Source organism: Psychrobacter sp. AOP3-A1-26 (genome assembly GCF_052378235.1).
In the GTDB taxonomy this organism is placed as follows: Bacteria; Pseudomonadota; Gammaproteobacteria; order Pseudomonadales; family Moraxellaceae; genus Psychrobacter.
Map to the genome: position 1 here is coordinate 1 of NZ_JBQSXN010000015.1, position 15876 is coordinate 15876.

The 15876-nt window shown below is 43.5% G+C and carries 12 protein-coding genes; 11 read left to right on the top strand and 1 reads right to left on the bottom strand.

The window, feature by feature from the left end; all coding sequences use genetic code 11:
• Positions 1 to 290 precede the first annotated feature (290 nt).
• The 8 genes from ACT3TU_RS04325 (at position 291) to ACT3TU_RS04360 (ending at position 9284) form a co-directional block, all read left to right on the top strand.
• Positions 291 to 614: an H-NS histone family protein gene (locus tag ACT3TU_RS04325; RefSeq protein WP_192524183.1), complete on the top strand. Its 324-nt coding sequence runs from the start codon at positions 291 to 293 to the stop codon at positions 612 to 614.
• A 236-nt stretch (positions 615 to 850) separates the two neighbouring features.
• Entirely contained in the window at positions 851 to 1687 is an 837-nt protein-coding gene (gene gspN, locus ACT3TU_RS04330; protein ID WP_192524184.1) for a type II secretion system protein N, read from the top strand.
• A complete protein-coding gene (locus tag ACT3TU_RS04335; protein WP_192524185.1) occupies positions 1688 to 2593 on the top strand; it encodes a type II secretion system protein N in 906 nt (301 codons plus the stop codon). It abuts the gene before it with no gap.
• A 132-nt stretch (positions 2594 to 2725) separates the two neighbouring features.
• Positions 2726 to 4966, top strand: a complete 2241-nt coding sequence (gspD, locus tag ACT3TU_RS04340; protein ID WP_192524186.1) for a type II secretion system secretin GspD — start codon at positions 2726 to 2728, stop codon at positions 4964 to 4966.
• Between the two features lie 232 nt (positions 4967 to 5198).
• The gene (locus ACT3TU_RS04345; RefSeq protein ID WP_263972269.1) at positions 5199 to 5330 is read left to right on the top strand and encodes a hypothetical protein; all 132 of its coding nucleotides are present in this window, start codon (positions 5199 to 5201) and stop codon (positions 5328 to 5330) included.
• Between the two features lie 111 nt (positions 5331 to 5441).
• The gene (locus tag ACT3TU_RS04350; protein ID WP_192524187.1) at positions 5442 to 6500 is read left to right on the top strand and encodes a TatD family hydrolase; all 1059 of its coding nucleotides are present in this window, start codon (positions 5442 to 5444) and stop codon (positions 6498 to 6500) included.
• A 57-nt stretch (positions 6501 to 6557) separates the two neighbouring features.
• A complete protein-coding gene (locus tag ACT3TU_RS04355; protein ID WP_192524188.1) occupies positions 6558 to 7454 on the top strand; it encodes a tRNA threonylcarbamoyladenosine dehydratase in 897 nt (298 codons plus the stop codon).
• 21 nt (positions 7455 to 7475) lie between these two features.
• Entirely contained in the window at positions 7476 to 9284 is a 1809-nt protein-coding gene (locus ACT3TU_RS04360; RefSeq protein WP_444784070.1) for an ATP-binding protein, read from the top strand.
• A 246-nt stretch (positions 9285 to 9530) separates the two neighbouring features.
• On the opposite strand, the gene efp is transcribed toward ACT3TU_RS04360, so the two are convergent.
• The gene (efp, locus tag ACT3TU_RS04365) at positions 9531 to 10106 is read right to left on the bottom strand and encodes an elongation factor P (protein ID WP_192524190.1); all 576 of its coding nucleotides are present in this window, start codon (positions 10104 to 10106) and stop codon (positions 9531 to 9533) included.
• Positions 10107 to 10279: 173 nt separating this feature from the next.
• Between efp and epmB the strand changes: the two genes are divergently transcribed.
• From epmB to ACT3TU_RS04380, 3 genes are all read left to right on the top strand, one after another.
• Positions 10280 to 11287: an EF-P beta-lysylation protein EpmB gene (gene epmB, locus ACT3TU_RS04370; protein ID WP_192524191.1), complete on the top strand. Its 1008-nt coding sequence runs from the start codon at positions 10280 to 10282 to the stop codon at positions 11285 to 11287.
• 289 nt (positions 11288 to 11576) lie between these two features.
• Positions 11577 to 13307 carry a hypothetical protein gene (locus ACT3TU_RS04375; RefSeq protein ID WP_192524192.1) on the top strand — a complete coding sequence of 577 codons (1731 nt, stop codon included), beginning with the start codon at positions 11577 to 11579 and terminating at the stop codon, positions 13305 to 13307.
• A gap of 285 nt (positions 13308 to 13592) precedes the next feature.
• A complete protein-coding gene (locus tag ACT3TU_RS04380) occupies positions 13593 to 15683 on the top strand; it encodes an EAL domain-containing protein (RefSeq protein WP_192524193.1) in 2091 nt (696 codons plus the stop codon).
• Positions 15684 to 15876 lie beyond the last annotated feature (193 nt).

The following is a 15876-nucleotide window of genomic DNA, read 5'->3' on the forward strand; positions in this document are numbered from 1 at the left end:
GAGCCTATGTAAATAGGCTCTTTTTTTATACATTGAAAAATCATCATTGCTTTACTTAAGTTTATGATCATTTATTATTTATAATAAAAATACCAATCAACCGTTGTTATAAGGAATGTTTTTGTTTATATTATCGACACTTACATTTTTAAGCGTCGATAGAAGTGTGGATATCAAAAAAAGTTGATTGCTAATCTTTACAAGACTGTTCATTTAAGAATCAAAAAACTTTAGCTGTTAATAGAACTTCTATTTATTTTTATAACTCTTACATTAAAGTGGAAATTATTATGAATAAAAATAACGTCATTGATTTAGATAGTTTAAATGTCGATGAGCTACGTGCCATCACTGAAAACGCCCAGCAGCTTATTGAAAAGAAACAACATCAGCGTCTGTATGATGCTTATATGCAGTTTGAAAAAATTGCAGAAGACAGCAATGCGACCATCGAAGAGGTTTTACAGGCGGGCGAGAAACTAGAGAAAAAACGCAACATTAAATATCGTAATACCGATAATGACGAAGAAACGTGGACGGGTCGAGGCCGTAAGCCAACGTGGTTGGTCGAAGCGTTAGCAGCAGGCCGTAGTCTGGAAGATTTTGCTATATAGTTTGGCAATAGTACATTATTACAACCTTATCGCTTTTATTTCGAACGGACGATACTTAGGTTATAAGGCTTATTTATAACGGTCTATTTATAAATATTAGCTTTTATCGTTAGACAGAAGCCAGTATCTTGATTACCAGTATTTTGGTAAAAAGATACTGGCTTTTTTTCTGTCATCTGTATGCTATTGTTTGTTATGATAATGACGTTTTTGTCTTCTATAAGAGTTATACAACCGTGCCCCAAGTATCCGCGTCGTCTCATAAGCGTCCCCGTAAGCTGTGGTGGCTGGTTGGGCTTATATTATTTTCATTATTTGCGGTATTACAAATGCCAGCGTCGTGGTTACTGGAGAAGTATGCCCCTGATACACCTTACGTGCAGCATGTGTCTGGCAATTTATGGCAAGGCTCAGCGATTTGGCAGATGCCTGTGTCAGCGACATCGCTTACAGGTACGGCTGAATGGTCGTGGCAGCCATGGCATTTGTTATTGGGTAAGCTAAGTGCTGATGTCGATATCAACTCAGAGCAAACTCGCCTAAACGGACAAGTTAAAATAGGTCTAAACTCGTGGCAAGTGAAAAACATGAGCGGTAAAATTGCACCTGAAACCTTAGCTAATATCGTCGATTGGCAATTGCCCAATACGCCAATTCAGGTCAATAACGTCTCGCTCAAACGTCAGTCTGGCTCAAATATGTCAGCGGACACTGACCCATCAAGGTCATCTAGTAAGCTAACTGGTTTTAGTCAAGCAGATGGTCAATTGACATGGGTGGGTGGTGAAATAGGCTATCCTAGCGGCGGCAAGGTTTTTTATCTGACCATGCCCGCATTGCATGCTGAATTAAGTGCCGAACAAAAAAATAATAAAAACCTGCTTCATATCAATTTGTTAAACAATCAAGACAAGCGCTTAGGCGACCTATATATCGATAGTGACAATATGTTGGACGTCAGTTTGACCCAGCGTTTACTAGAAAACATGCCTGACTATAAAGGCCAAGCCCCGCAAGACACACCGGTTGTCAGTGTGCGTCAGCCGTTGCTAAATGGGCTGGGAGCACGCTAAATGATGAATGTCTCCACAAATTTAAAACCAGTGTTCAATACTCTCAATCGCTTTTCGGGTTGGTTATTATTATTAGCCATTGGCTGGTTATGCTGGACAGCAGCACGGCTATTGTGGCTGTTATTGGCTGCGCCGTTAGCGCCCGCATTGCCATTAGCGCCTTTGAAAAACACGTCTACATCGGGCAAAGATTATAGTAGTTTATTCGCTATTTTTGCCGATCCTGACCCTATCGCTGCGGTCGTGCAGCCACCACCCAATATCAGTTTAAAAGGAGTGTTGTTGGCAATACCAGAGAGCATGTCTTCAGCACTATTGGATGTCGATGGTGAGGTAAAAAACTATCGTATCGGCGACCCGTTAAAGGACAGTGATTATACTCTGATCGCCGTCGATTGGAATGAAATCATTATCGCTGACGCCAACGATAAGCAAACGGTTATTAGCATGCCAGAAGCGATGCCATTAGACCAAAGCGCTATGATGGCAGGCGCGGTTAGCAATCAGCGTTTGCCAAACAGTGACACGTTACCTGTTGTTCCTCAATCAGCGCAAAATCCTGATATGGAACCAGCAGCGGCTAGCAGCGACAGTGACGAAAGCAGTCCACAATCTGCTATCGAAGAAGCGGTCACGGCATTGCAAGACAACCCTGCCAGCTATCTAAGCAGAATGGGTGTGATGGCATCAGGTGAAAGCTATCAAGTAACAGCAGCGATGCCTGCCAAATTGCGTAATCGTCTAGGGCTTGAGCCGGGCGATAAAGTGCTGACTGTCAATGGCCAAAGCGTCGGCAACAATCCTGCACAAGATGCTGGGCTGCTACAACAGGTACAGCAAACAGGTGAGGCGCAAATAGAAGTACAACGTGGCGATCAAGTCATTACTATACGTCAGCAGTTTTAGATGAAATATAGTTGATATACTTTAAAAATAAATGTTTGTTAGCTGCTATCCTTAGCGATATGATAGCCAAAAATCCTAGCACCCATTAAACGCAGCACATACTAAGTGACATCACTGTAGGTAAACATCAATATGGTAAGTTTTTATAATTTTTCAGTCACACCTTTGCACCATATCTTGCAGCGTCTGATGCGACTGTGTCGTCCGTTTTGCCTAGCGGTGCCACTATGGGCGGCGAGTACGGGTCTGGCGAGTGCTGAAAGCTGGAAGGTTAACTTACAAGATGCCGATATCAAAGCCTTCATCAATGAGGTGGCCACCATCACTGACCAGAACTTTGTCCTTGATCCTCGTATCAACGGTAATGTGACGGTCATCTCTAATAAAGCCTTGTCCCGTGATGAGATTTACCAGCTGTTTTTGAGTGTGATGCAGGTCAATGGTATTGCCGCCATCGACTCAGGAACCACCGTTAAGCTGGTACCAGATAACGTCGCCAAACAGTCTGGTGTGGCAGTCGATTTGCGTGGTGACAGTGTCGGTGAATCGCTGGCAACTCGCGTTATTTATTTGACCAACACTCAAGCTGCAGAAGTCTTGGGTGTCATTCGTCCGCTAATGCCGCAGTCGGCGCACGCGGCGGCTGTACCGGGAGTCAATGCGCTAGTATTATCTGATCGTGCGGATAGCCTCAATCAACTGACGGCGCTCATCCGTGATTTGGATAGTAATGTGAATGATAGCCTGCGCGTGATAACGCTACGTCATGTCGATGCCGAGCGCATGATGGAGCTGATTAGTGCACTGGTTGCGAGCGCTGGTAGCGGTCAAGCACAAGGCGGCAACAATCAGCTGAAAGTTATCGCCGACACGTCCAGTGACAGGTTGCTAGTCAAAGGCAGCCCTGAGATGATTGCCAAAGTTCAAGAAATGGTCAATCAGTTGGATACGACACCGACAAGGCGTTTGAGTGGTTTGCGCGTTTTTCGTTTAAAATACGCCAGCGCCAATCATATTGCAGAGATGCTACGTGGGTTGCTCGCCAATCAATCGATTAATAGTTCTGGTGCAACTTCCTCCTTAGAGTCAGCATCATTGGACGATGCGGGTAATGGAGGTTCTGCCTCGACGACTGAAACTAATGGCATCAACGCGGGCTCTGCAACCTCAGCTATATCAGGCTCAGGCTCATCTGGTGCAAACACAGGTATAGGCGGTCGACCCTTTAGTATTATCGCTGACGAAACCCAAAACGCGGTCATCGTCAATGCGGCGCCTGAATTGATGTTTGAGATTGAAGATGCCGTCAACCAATTAGACAGTCGCCGCGCGCAAGTCTTAATTCAAGCGGCAATCGTTGAAGTCTCAGGTGATGATGCGACCCAGCTTGGCGTGCAGTGGGCATTGGGCAATGCCAATAGTGGTTACGGTGTGGTGAACTTTAATAACGTTGGTGCGAGTGCTGTTTCACTTGCCGCAGCGGCTTTGTCAGGTGGTGCAAATATTAGCGCCGCCGCAGGTTCTATTGCAGGTGCTCTGGTTGGTATTGGTGATAGCCGCAAAGATAGCGAGGGCAATACAGAGTTTTATGGCGCAATCTTGCAAGCGCTTGACTCCTCAACCAGTGCCAATCTGTTGTCTATGCCGTCAATTTTGACCCTAGACAATGAAAAAGCCAGTATTTTAGTCGGTCAAAACGTGCCTTTTGTCACAGGTTCTTATACCACAGGCAGTGACTCTTCTACCAATCCATTCCAAACCATTGACCGCCAAGATATTGGTATTAATCTCAATGTTATCCCGCATATTGGCGATAATGGCACAGTGCGTTTGGAGGTCTCGCAAGAGGTTTCCTCAGTTGTGCCAGGCAGCGCTGGAAATGCGAGTGGCTTAGTGACCAATAAAAGCCTTATCAATACGACGATTTTAGCCGACGATCAGCAAACCATTGCTCTAGGTGGCTTGATGCGTGACAACACAACCACACGGCAACAAAAAGTCCCGGGATTAGGTAGTGTACCCGTCATCGGACGGCTGTTCCGCTCTGACAATGACAGCACTCAAAAGAGTAACTTAATCATATTCTTACAGCCAACCATTCTCCGTGATGGCGGGGCGGTTGCTAGCGTTACTGAGCGTAAGTTTAATCAGATGCGCGTCTTACAGTTGGTTATTGATAAAAACGGTACCATTAAGCAACTGCCACTGAGCGGGACTGAAGGTTGGAATGGCGACGTCAGTGCAGATTATAAGCTGATGCCACTCAATCCATTAGTGCCTAAACGCGATCAAACGCCAAATGCTGCGCCCCAGGGATTTACCAAAGTAGATAGTCCTAACGATGGCATAACAACCTATCCGCTAAAACGCTAAAATGTTAATGTTTCGATAAATAACCGTCTTGGCGCGACGTCAACTAAGCAATAACCTCCTACCTCCAAGTCTTTATAAGTACGGTACAATAAATCAAATTGTACCGTACATTAGCTTGCTTATTCATAACACAGATAAACATAGCCCTCTGACTATCCAAGTATAATAAGTAATAGTTAGATAATGAACATGAATACTGCGTATGATGATGTAGAGGTTAGGAGTCAATATAATGACCGAGCAAAAAAACACAAAGAAACGCCTTGCCTTGGGCGCTATTGCTATCGCTTTGCTGATTATCCCTCGGCGTAGTAGCCGAAAAGCGGATAACAAGTTACCTGCCCGTGATAGCATAAAAAAATAGCCGCCACCAGTGTCACATTTGAATATTCAGCAAGCTTTAGTGCTGACAGAGTATTTTGATAAAAATATTAATAGAGTGTTTTGATAAAAATATTAATTTTGGAGTCTGTTTATGACCTTTGTTGATTCATCTGCCATGGCCAAACAGACATCACCCAGTATTTACCCCCTCATTGATACTCATACTCATTTTGATGCCCCCGTTTTTGATAACGATAGACAGCTACAAGCGCAGCAAGCCTATGAGCGAGGTGTACGTCATTTGGTGTTAGTAGGGTATCTGTATCGGCATTTTGAGCGGCTATATGACATTGAACAGGTATTAAACCAGCAATCATTAAATAAGCTGTCGCATCTTTCTACATCACAATCCTCTACCATGAAAGCTGATGACGATGATGAAGGTAGTGATAAAAGCAGTGATAAATTACGTATAATAAGTCATGTGGCGTTAGGGCTGCATCCGTTTTATATTGAACAGCATAACCAAGACCACCTAAAACAGATGGCAAAAATTATCGCTGAGCGGCGCCCATTAGCCATTGGTGAGATTGGCTTGGATACCTTTACCGATGCTATGAAAGTACCCGCTATATTTGCCAAGCAACAGCAGTTTTTTAAGGCGCAACTGGATATGGCGGTAACTCATCAACTACCAGTGATGCTGCATATCCGTAAAGCGCACGCAGAAGCATTAGCAATACTAAAAGCGCATGATTATGATGCGCATCAGTTAGGTGGTATCGCCCATAGCTTTAGTGGCGGCGTCCAAGAGGCCAAGGCGTTTGTAAAGTTAGGTTTTAAGCTTGGCGTGACCGGCCAAGTGACCAACCCAAATGCTAAGAAATTGCGCCACGCTATCCAAGCTGCCGTCGACGTTTACGGTATTGAGTGTTTGGTGATAGAAACCGACTGCCCAGATATGACGCCTATCATGTGTCAAACGTCAAACGGCAGCCAATCAGCTCGATCAGCCTCATCAGCACTGGGGCAGAGTCCAAATAATGAATGGGGCGATGCGCCATCACATAACAGAAATGTGCCTGCCAATCTGCCATGGGTGTTATCAAGCTTAAGTGAGTTATTAGATGTGTCAATTGCCAAGCTTGCTGAGCAGTTATGGCACAATAGTTGCAGTGCTTTACAGACAGAATGGCGCTATCCCATATAAAATTAGTAGGCTATACCAGCAATAATAGAATAGTAATAATAGAGTATTTAAACATTTATGAGTGAAACACAACCATTTGAGCAAGCATTCGTTGAGCCGTCTACTACTGAGCACTCTGCCATAGGGGGAGCAACAGCAAAAGGCGTTACTAAAGAAGCCGATGAGCAATATGAACGCCGTTTCCAAGGCACGCGGACGCTTTATGGAACCGCTACAGTTGATACTTTTGCCGCGGCTCATGTCTATGTTATTGGAGTAGGCGGTGTTGGTTCGTGGGCAGCAGAAGCACTGGCTCGAACGGCAGTGGGTACGATTACGTTGATTGACTTGGATGTGTTGGTGGCGTCTAATGTGAATCGCCAGTTGCCAGCCTTAGACAGTAATTTTGGGCAGAGTAAAATTGCCGCGATGGCGGCGCGTATTCGTGAAATCAATCCCAAAGTAACGCTAAACTTGGTTGATGATTTTTTGACCACAGAAAACGTCACTGCCTTGCTGCCGAGTCGTGACCAAGCAAAGGCGGCTATTGCACAAGGCCAGCCTATCGTTGTGCTAGACTGTGTGGACGATATGGATGCTAAGTTGGCTATTGTGCTCCATTGCCGTTTTAACAAACTAAAACTGGTCTGTGCTGGCGGTGCAGGTGGTAAGATAGATCCCAGTCAGATTAGAGTGAGTGACTTAAAAGACAGTTATCAAGATCCGCTACTCGCCAAATTACGTAATAAACTACGTCATGAAAAAGGCATTAATAGGGCATTAAAAGAAAAGTTCGGGATTAAATGTGTCTATTCGATAGAGCCGCCGCGTGTGGATAAGAGCTGTCAGGCAGGTGGTCTACAATGTGGTGGTTATGGCTCAGCAGTGGTCATTACATCAGTGGTCGCAATGATGATGGTGAGTGAAGCATTACAATTATTGATAAAGCAGCCTCACGCCAAGTCGAACGTTTGATATTACTTAATGGAGTCCATCTTGTCTATATCTAACCCACCTCAAAGCAGTTACCCAGTAGCGGTAGATGAAGCAGAGCGTATCACTAAACTTAAAAAATATCAGGTGCTCAATGACAATGATGAGCCTGCATTTAAGCGTCTTGTTGATCTAGCAAAGCTGTCTTTTGATATGCCGATAGTCACCATTACCTTTATGGATGAAGAAACACAGTATCTAAAATCTATTCATGGTCTTGGCGATGTATGCCGTACCACACGTGAAGTCGCTATTTGTAACTACACGGTGTTATCTAACGACGTTTTTGTGGTAGAAGATTTATCAAAAGACAGTCGTTTTAGTCAAAACCCATTGGTTACAGAGTCTCCTTATTTACGGTTTTATGCTGGCGCGCCGATTATCATTCATGAGGGCAATAAAAGCTTCCGTTTGGGCTCTTTGTGCGTGATGGATATGAAGCCTAAGTATGATTTTGATGAACAACAAGCAAAGATATTGGCTCAGTTTGCCACGATGGCAGCAGATGCCTTGCAGCTACAGGATAAACAGCGTGATGCCAAACTTGCCAATGAAATGAAGTCAGATTTTTTGGCCAACATGAGTCACGAAATCCGCACACCAATGAATGGTATTATTGGTATGGTGGATATGCTGGGCGAAACAAAACTCAGCAGCGAACAACAAGAATATATAGACAATATTAAAGTCTCCAACGAGCATTTGATGGCCATTATCAATGGTATTTTAGACTTATCAAAAGTAGAGTCTGGCAAGATGAGCATTGACTTTATTCCTGTCAATCTATCTGCATTGTGTAATGAAGTGGTTAGCCTGTTTACCGCCAAGGCCCGTCAGCGAGGATTGATTTTAGACTATCATTATACGGAGTCACTATCGCCATATATCGAAGGTGACCCGGTGCGCCTTAAACAAATCATCGCAAATTTGGTTAATAACGCGATTAAGTTCACTCGTGAAGGCGGGCGAGTCAGCATCGATGTTAAGCATGTGCCCAATTGTCATTGTGATGAGGTTGATGAGCGCCGCACTAAAAAAAGGAACAACACTAAAAACGGTCAGGCGGCAGCAGATAACCCGATTGATAGTAATACGGTTTATTATGAAGACATGACCCTATGTATTGAAGTAACTGATAGTGGTGTGGGTATCAAACCCGAATCTTTGGAAGCGATATTTGAGGCTTATGACCAAGCGGATAAGTTCACACATCGCCTCTATGGTGGTACTGGGCTCGGACTCTCTGTTTGTAAGTCTTTGGTCGATTTGATGGGTGGGTATATTAACGTAGATAGCGAAGTGGGTGTTGGCACTACGTTTAGCGTTCTACTGCCATTACCTGCCATTGATGAAAACAAGTATGAGACATGGCAGGATTCAAACGACTTTACCATGATTGATCCCACTCATGAGCTTGCGGGCCATATACTGTTGGTCGAAGATGATGCCGTCAATGCTATTATCGCCAAAAAAGCCCTCACTAATAGTGGTCATACGGTAACCCATGTCACTGATGGGCAACAGGCTATCGAGACTTTTTCCCTGTCTCCTGAGCGTTATGATGTTATTTTGATGGATCATCATATGCCAATTTTGGATGGCGTACAGGCAACCATTAAGCTGCATGAAATCTATGATCCTAAAGAGCTGCCGCCTATTATCGCTTTGACTGCCAATGCCATGGATGGTGAGCGCGAAAAATATTTAAAGGTCGGAATGCAAGATTACTGCACCAAGCCTTTTACCCAAGAACAGCTGAATGCGCTTGTGCAATATTGGCTAATGCATAAGCAGATATTGGTAGAAGAGTAGTGCTGTCAAACTCGCTTAGTCTACTAAAGGCAGTACTTGCATTCGTATTTCTAGCTACTCAAGATTTTGGGAATGGTATTAGGGCGTGTCCTAGCCCGTGACGATTATTGTCATCGATACAAAAAAGCTGAATCACTCATAGGGTGGTTCAGCTTTTTTATTGGTTAAGAGATAACCGCTATCTCTTGTTTCTAAGTACTGTTATTTCTAAGTACTGTTATTTTTAAGTACTGCTGTTGCTAAGTGCTATGAGCTAACGCGAGTTTGATAGTCACCAGTGCGGGTATCGACACGAACGGTTTCACCTTGCTGGACAAATAGGGGCACACGTACCACAGCACCTGTCTCTAGTGTCGCAGGTTTACCGCCACCGCCAGAAGTATCACCACGCAGACCAGGATCCGTTTCGGTGATTTGTAATTCAACAAAGTTAGGTGGCATCACTGACAATGGCACACCATTGAACAAAGTGATGGTGCAAAGATCATTGCTGTTGTCTTTTAACCATTTTATTGCATCGCTAACGGCTGTTTTATCTGCTTGCAGCTGCTCAAAAGTCTCAGGGTGCATAAAGTGCCAAAACTCACCGTCATTATAAAGATAGTTCATTTCAGTATCTAAAACGTCTGCTGCCTCCAAGCTCTCTCCAGACTTAAACGTTTGCTCCAATACTTTACCACTACGAAGATTACGCAACTTAACACGGTTAAAAGCTTGACCTTTACCAGGCTTAACGAATTCATTTTCAAGAATGGCACAAGGGTTGCCATCTAGCATGACTTTGAGACCAGCTTTAAATTCATTGGTAGAAAAACTTGCCACGAGAGACTCCTAGGGGTTGTTAATATTATGATCGGTCGTTAAATTTAAATAGAGGGTTTACTGTGTAAAAACTACCGTTACGCTTAGGGTTGTAAGAGGTAATTGGTATATTTTGATAGGATACACCCTAAGAGCGTATAATGTCGGCTTTTGGGTATAGGTAGTAGGCTGTCATGATAAACCATTTAATCACACAAAAAAACTGGCAAACGCAATTATCCGAAGCCATTACCTCGGTTGATGAGCTATTAAGCCTTTTAAAGCTCGAATCACTGCGTGCAGACGTCTATGTGCCTAAGCATTTTGAGCTACGTGTGCCACGTGGGTTTGTGGCAAAAATGACTGTCGGTAATAGCAATGACCCCTTATTAAAACAAGTTTTACCCGACCAGCGTGAGCAAATCAACGTAACAGGCTATGTGGCAGATCCGTTAAGTGAAAACACACAAAACCCAGTCAAAGGGCTACTGCATAAATATCAATCAAGAGTATTGTTAACCATTACTGGTGCCTGTGCCATTCATTGTCGTTATTGTTTTCGTCAGCATTTTGATTATAGTGCCAATATGCCAACGGCGGATGCAAAAGAAAATATCGTCAATTATGTCACTGCACATCCCGAGATTAATGAAGTTATTTTGAGCGGTGGTGATCCATTAAATGTGACTAATAGACGTTTATTTGCATGGCTGGATACGCTAGAGTCACTCCCGCAAATAACGACTATTCGGTTGCACACACGCCTGCCATTGGTCATTCCAGCGCGTTTAGATGATGCGTTATTGGAGAGACTATCCCAAAGCCGCTGTCATATCGTGATGGTAGTCCACTGTAACCATGGCAATGAAATCGATAGCGTTACCTCAGAACATTTACAGCGTGCTCGCGCGGCTGGTATTACTTTGTTAAACCAAGCGGTATTGCTAAAAGGTATTAATGACAGCGTTGAGACTCAAGCGCAATTAAGCCAGTGCTTGTTTGCTGCTGGTGTCTTGCCTTATTACTTACATGTATTAGATAAAGTGGCGGGTGCTGCTCATTTCGATAGCGATGAGCGGTCAGCCATCGAGCTTTATTGGTCATTATTGGCGGCGCTACCAGGATATTTAGTGCCTAAGCTGGTGCGAGAGCTGCCGAATAGACCGTTTAAGGTACCGATTAACATTTACAATGCTGATTAATATAGGCATTATAAAGTATTTGGAAATTAGTGAACAAATAATGACTATTGAGTGGTAAGTAGGTTAATAGGCAATCGCATTAAAATGAGTATTCTCTATGGGTTGCAAATATTTATGTTATAACTAGGGCGTATCCTCAGTCTGAACGCAAGCGACTATAGTCAGTTGAATGTAAAAACGATACGGCGAGACTGTAGTGAGACTACGGCGAGTCTAAGAAGTTTTTGTTTAAAAAAAATATTCAAAGTTAATAAATATTCAAAGTTAATAACAGGTACTAGGAATACTGATGATAACTTTATCGATGTTTCAAAATCATTTGTCTGTGACAGCGCCAATGTTGTCCTCAACTAGTCAGTCGGTTAACGATCAGGAATATTATTTACTAAAACTGTTGGCAGCCTTGCCCGCGCAAGCCGAAGAACAGCAAGCTGAATATTTGGAAAAAGCACTTACGATGTTGCGCAGTACTGATATGGATGACCAACAACGTCTTAAGTTAACGTCTGCTGTGATCGATACAGCCAATCAATTTATTGCCACTCTACGGCAGTATTATATTTATGAGACAGGCGCGTTGAGTGAGGCGCAGTTGGACTATGTGGCTCAAATAGAATCCCTATACTATCAATTCATTATGGTTTATGACGGTGTTCTACGCCGCAATCGTTCATTTTTAAACCTAGACGGTCAGCAGAAACATCTGACAAAAAGTGGCTGGAAGCGCTATTTTAGTGCCGAAAAATCTTCGTCAATTATGCTGGCGACTGCTATTTACCAGATGCTATTGATGTATCAAAAGCTATTGGGTGAAGATGCGTTGTGCTATCGCAAACCATCGTCATACTTATGGTCCAAAATTAACCAACTGTATCATCTTGCTCATCAACATCATGCCGCAAATATAGATTTGAGCGTATATATCACCACAAAACGCGCTAACGATATACATCAGTTGTATTGTCAAATATGCTTGCACAGTTTGTTAAACCTGCGTGCCATGCGTCGTCCTAATATTTTGCTCGTGCAACGCCTATTGCCTGAATGGGCGAAGCAGATGGTTGCGACGATAGAACCAAAAACAGAAACACGAGTGTTCGTTGATTTATGTAGTGACCATCCGCCTAGTTATTTAACGGCAAAGTCTGGAATTAACCCATACGAAGATCACTATGTTTGTTTGTTTATAGAGCTTGCGCCAATGGTGGAGTATTTTAAATGGCGCAAGCAAGCATTAGCTGAGGGTAGCGGCGAAGGAGTAGAGTATTGGTTGCTTAATAAAATAGCGATGACCATCACTTATCGATACTTACAGCCGCAACTGACTTTGACAACTAAACACAGTGCTAAAAAATCGGCAGTTTTGATTACTGGGTTTAACAACATTCATTATCGTGCCAGTCATTCGAGTAGCTTTACAAGTTTGATGATTGTAAAGAATCTACCAGATGAACAGCGACCTCGCTATGATACTGTTCGTAAAAAGCAAGATAGTAATAGTGCGTTAACTATTGAAGCCATTGAGACTTTTGATAGTCATGATGAGCTCTCGCTATTCCGTACGCTGCGCTTGTCACCAATGGTAGATAATCTCAACGCGGTAGGTAAGAACAATGAGGTTGTCACGACGGCACCACCGCCATTACACATTATGAGTCTTTTTTTGGTTTGCCGTTCTGATGATGCCATGCCGGCTGATTGGTCAATAGGGGTAGTACGTTGGCTTGACCTTGATGACGAAAGCCCAGAGGTTGAGTGGCAAGTGCTCGGGCATCAGCTGGTAGCTTGTGGGCTGCGTTTAGAAGGCGGAGAAACGCGCAGTCGACATTTTGTACCTGCGTTTGTCCTTGGTAGGGATGAGCAACTGCAAACCTTGGGCACTCTCATTGTGCCGTCTTCTTATTTCCAGTCTAATGATAGGGTCGTTATGCGCATCAATAACAAACAAACCCTTCTACGCCTCAAACGTAGGTTGCTGGTTACCGATGAATTCAGTCAGTATGAGGTCGTCCAACTGTAGCTCAGAGCGTGTCTTTATTTTTATCACCATTTTCAAAACAAGGACACCGCCTAGTATTTCCATCCAAATAGTCACACCGATAAATGCTGGTTGTAAGTTAATCTGCAGCCGTTTAAATTATTGTCTATAATGACTGACATCGTTACTATTTACTTTGCGATAATCGTATCGCTTTTATTTTGAACCGACTATCGTATTTTTTGTACTAAGTTGGTTTGTGTAAAAGATATAAGTTATCAAAAGTGAGACATAACAATAAGATCGCAAGATTAAAAAAGGCTTTTTATGCGCACTCAGTCCACCTTAAACCTATTAGTTATCGATGACGATCAGCTCTATGCTGAACGCCTTGTGTACTTATTAGGTTCTTATTACGTCAATGTACACTTAGGATTTTTGGATGACAAAGAGGAGCTACTAAAGCTGCTACGGCAATCTTGGGATGCTTTGGTTTTTGGTAGTGCCTATGATCTGAGTTTTACCGATGTCGTGGGCATCATTCAAGAACAAGATATTGATCTACCCGTGATCTGTTTGCTAAATGAAGAGATGGCAGCGGCGAGTAATGACGAGGGACTGCCTGATATTATTAGTGGTACGATGGTCAAGTCGCTCAAGGTAGAACAAGAAATGGCAGTGGTGATGTCTATTTGTCTACAACATGACAATTTGCGCAGTCGCCGCGAGCTAAAAACATTACGGTACGTACTTTCTGAAGCCGAGCAGCGCGCTAACGTACTGATCAAAAACTCTAAAAGTGCGGTTGCCTACATAGACCAAGGCATTCATATTTTTGCCAACGATCCTTATCTGCAATTATTTGGTTTTGAGTCGATGAACGATGCCATAGGCGTGCCTATTATTGATCTGATTGCAGGCGGTGATAACGTCAAAGGCTTCAAGCAGTTCTTGCGTCGATTCGATAAGGGTAGCCGACAAGAAGTAGAGTTTGAGTTTGAAAGCGTACGCACAGACGGCAGTACTTTTGAAGCAAAGCTGCAATTGGCTGCCGCGACCTTAGATGGTGATCCGGTAACTCAGGTTATCATTCAACAAAACAGTAGCAACAGCGCTGACGTTGCCAAGCGTTTGGCAGCGGCTGAGCGCAAAGACAGCTTGACTGGTATCGATAACCGCTACGGTTTTGAAGCGCAGATGGCGACGATACAACAGCAAGCGCGGCAAGGGGCGCTCACGGCGGGGTTGTTATATATACAGCTCGACAATGTCGGTAAAATCAGGAGCAGTCTTGGTCTGCCAGGTATAGATGCAGCTGTCAAACAAGTGGCCTATACTCTAGATGAACTGGTATCAGATGGACACGTCAGTCGTTTTAGTGATACGGCCTTTACCATATTGGTAGAGGACAAAACCACCGCTGAGCTTGAGCAGCTTGCTAAACATATTGGTTCGCGTATTAGCGATATGCTCATCGAGGTAGATAAGCGTACGACCAATACCACAGTCAGTATTGGTATTGTCAAAATTGAGAAAAACACAACAGAACTCAATATAGTGCTTGAGCGGGCGATGGACTCTATCAACCAGATTATGGTTGAGACCTCTAACCGTGGCGATAGTTATCATTTATATGACCCAAGCGAACATGCCAATAGTGATGACCATGCACTGGCTGAGTCTTTAGTCGATGCGATTGCCAATAACCGTTTTGAGCTAACATTCCAGCCGATATACGACATCAGCAATGATCGTAGCGACTTTTTTGAAGTATATCTACGTTTGCCATTGGCCGATGCTGATAATACTGTATTGACGCCTGATCAGTTTATGGCGGTTGCTAAGACCCATAAATTGCTTGAAAAAATAGATCGCTGGGTACTTATCAATGCCTGTAAAAAAGTGAGCGATGTACGTAAAACACATCCCGAAGCGAGATTGTTGGTGCAACTGACAAGTGCCTCACTCATTGATAAAAACCTACCAAATGTCGCCAGCCAACTAATCAAAGCGGTAGGCGGCGCGGCGGGCGCGCTAACATTACAGTTTAATGAAAAAGATATCTCAGATTATTTAACGGTAGCGAAGTCTCAGTTTTCGGCCCTTAGTCAAATTAATTGTCAGATTGGTATCAATAACTTCGGTTCTTCTGCCAAATCTATTGAAATTGCTGGTTATGTACAGCCAAATATGGCGCGTTTAGCGCGTAGCTATGTACAGGATGTTGATTCAGCCGATAACCTAGATACGGTCAAGTCGCTGATCCTACACACCAATGAAGTCAATGTCGATGTACTGATGCCTTATATTGAAGACGCGGCGACTATGTCTGTGGCATGGAGTGTGGGTGCGCGCTATCTGCAGGGTTATTATTTAGAAGCGCCTAGTAGTACTATAAAAGTATCTAGTGAGTCTTAAAAGCTATCAAGAAAGCCTTTGAAAGTGCCTGATTGATACTTATTATTAGTAACTCATTGCAGTAACAGGCAGTTTTTAACCACAAACGACTCACTACCTATGCACGGCTATGTATGTCCATCAATTTTGCATTGTATTATGCTTGACGTGGACTCATACATAGCAATGCCCCTCTAATTAAAGATTAAAAAAC

Excerpts from the sequence above, each read along its gene's own strand:
- ACT3TU_RS04325 (WP_192524183.1), top strand. The coding sequence starts at position 291 with ATGAATAAAAATAACGTCATTGATTTAGATAGTTTAAATGTCGATGAG.
- ACT3TU_RS04335 (WP_192524185.1), top strand. The coding sequence starts at position 1,688 with ATGATGAATGTCTCCACAAATTTAAAACCAGTGTTCAATACTCTCAAT.
- gspD (WP_192524186.1), top strand. The coding sequence starts at position 2,726 with ATGGTAAGTTTTTATAATTTTTCAGTCACACCTTTGCACCATATCTTG.
- ACT3TU_RS04345 (WP_263972269.1), top strand. The coding sequence starts at position 5,199 with ATGACCGAGCAAAAAAACACAAAGAAACGCCTTGCCTTGGGCGCTATT.
- ACT3TU_RS04350 (WP_192524187.1), top strand. The coding sequence starts at position 5,442 with ATGACCTTTGTTGATTCATCTGCCATGGCCAAACAGACATCACCCAGT.
- ACT3TU_RS04355 (WP_192524188.1), top strand. The coding sequence starts at position 6,558 with ATGAGTGAAACACAACCATTTGAGCAAGCATTCGTTGAGCCGTCTACT.
- epmB (WP_192524191.1), top strand. The coding sequence starts at position 10,280 with ATGATAAACCATTTAATCACACAAAAAAACTGGCAAACGCAATTATCC.
- ACT3TU_RS04375 (WP_192524192.1), top strand. The coding sequence starts at position 11,577 with ATGATAACTTTATCGATGTTTCAAAATCATTTGTCTGTGACAGCGCCA.
- ACT3TU_RS04380 (WP_192524193.1), top strand. The coding sequence starts at position 13,593 with ATGCGCACTCAGTCCACCTTAAACCTATTAGTTATCGATGACGATCAG.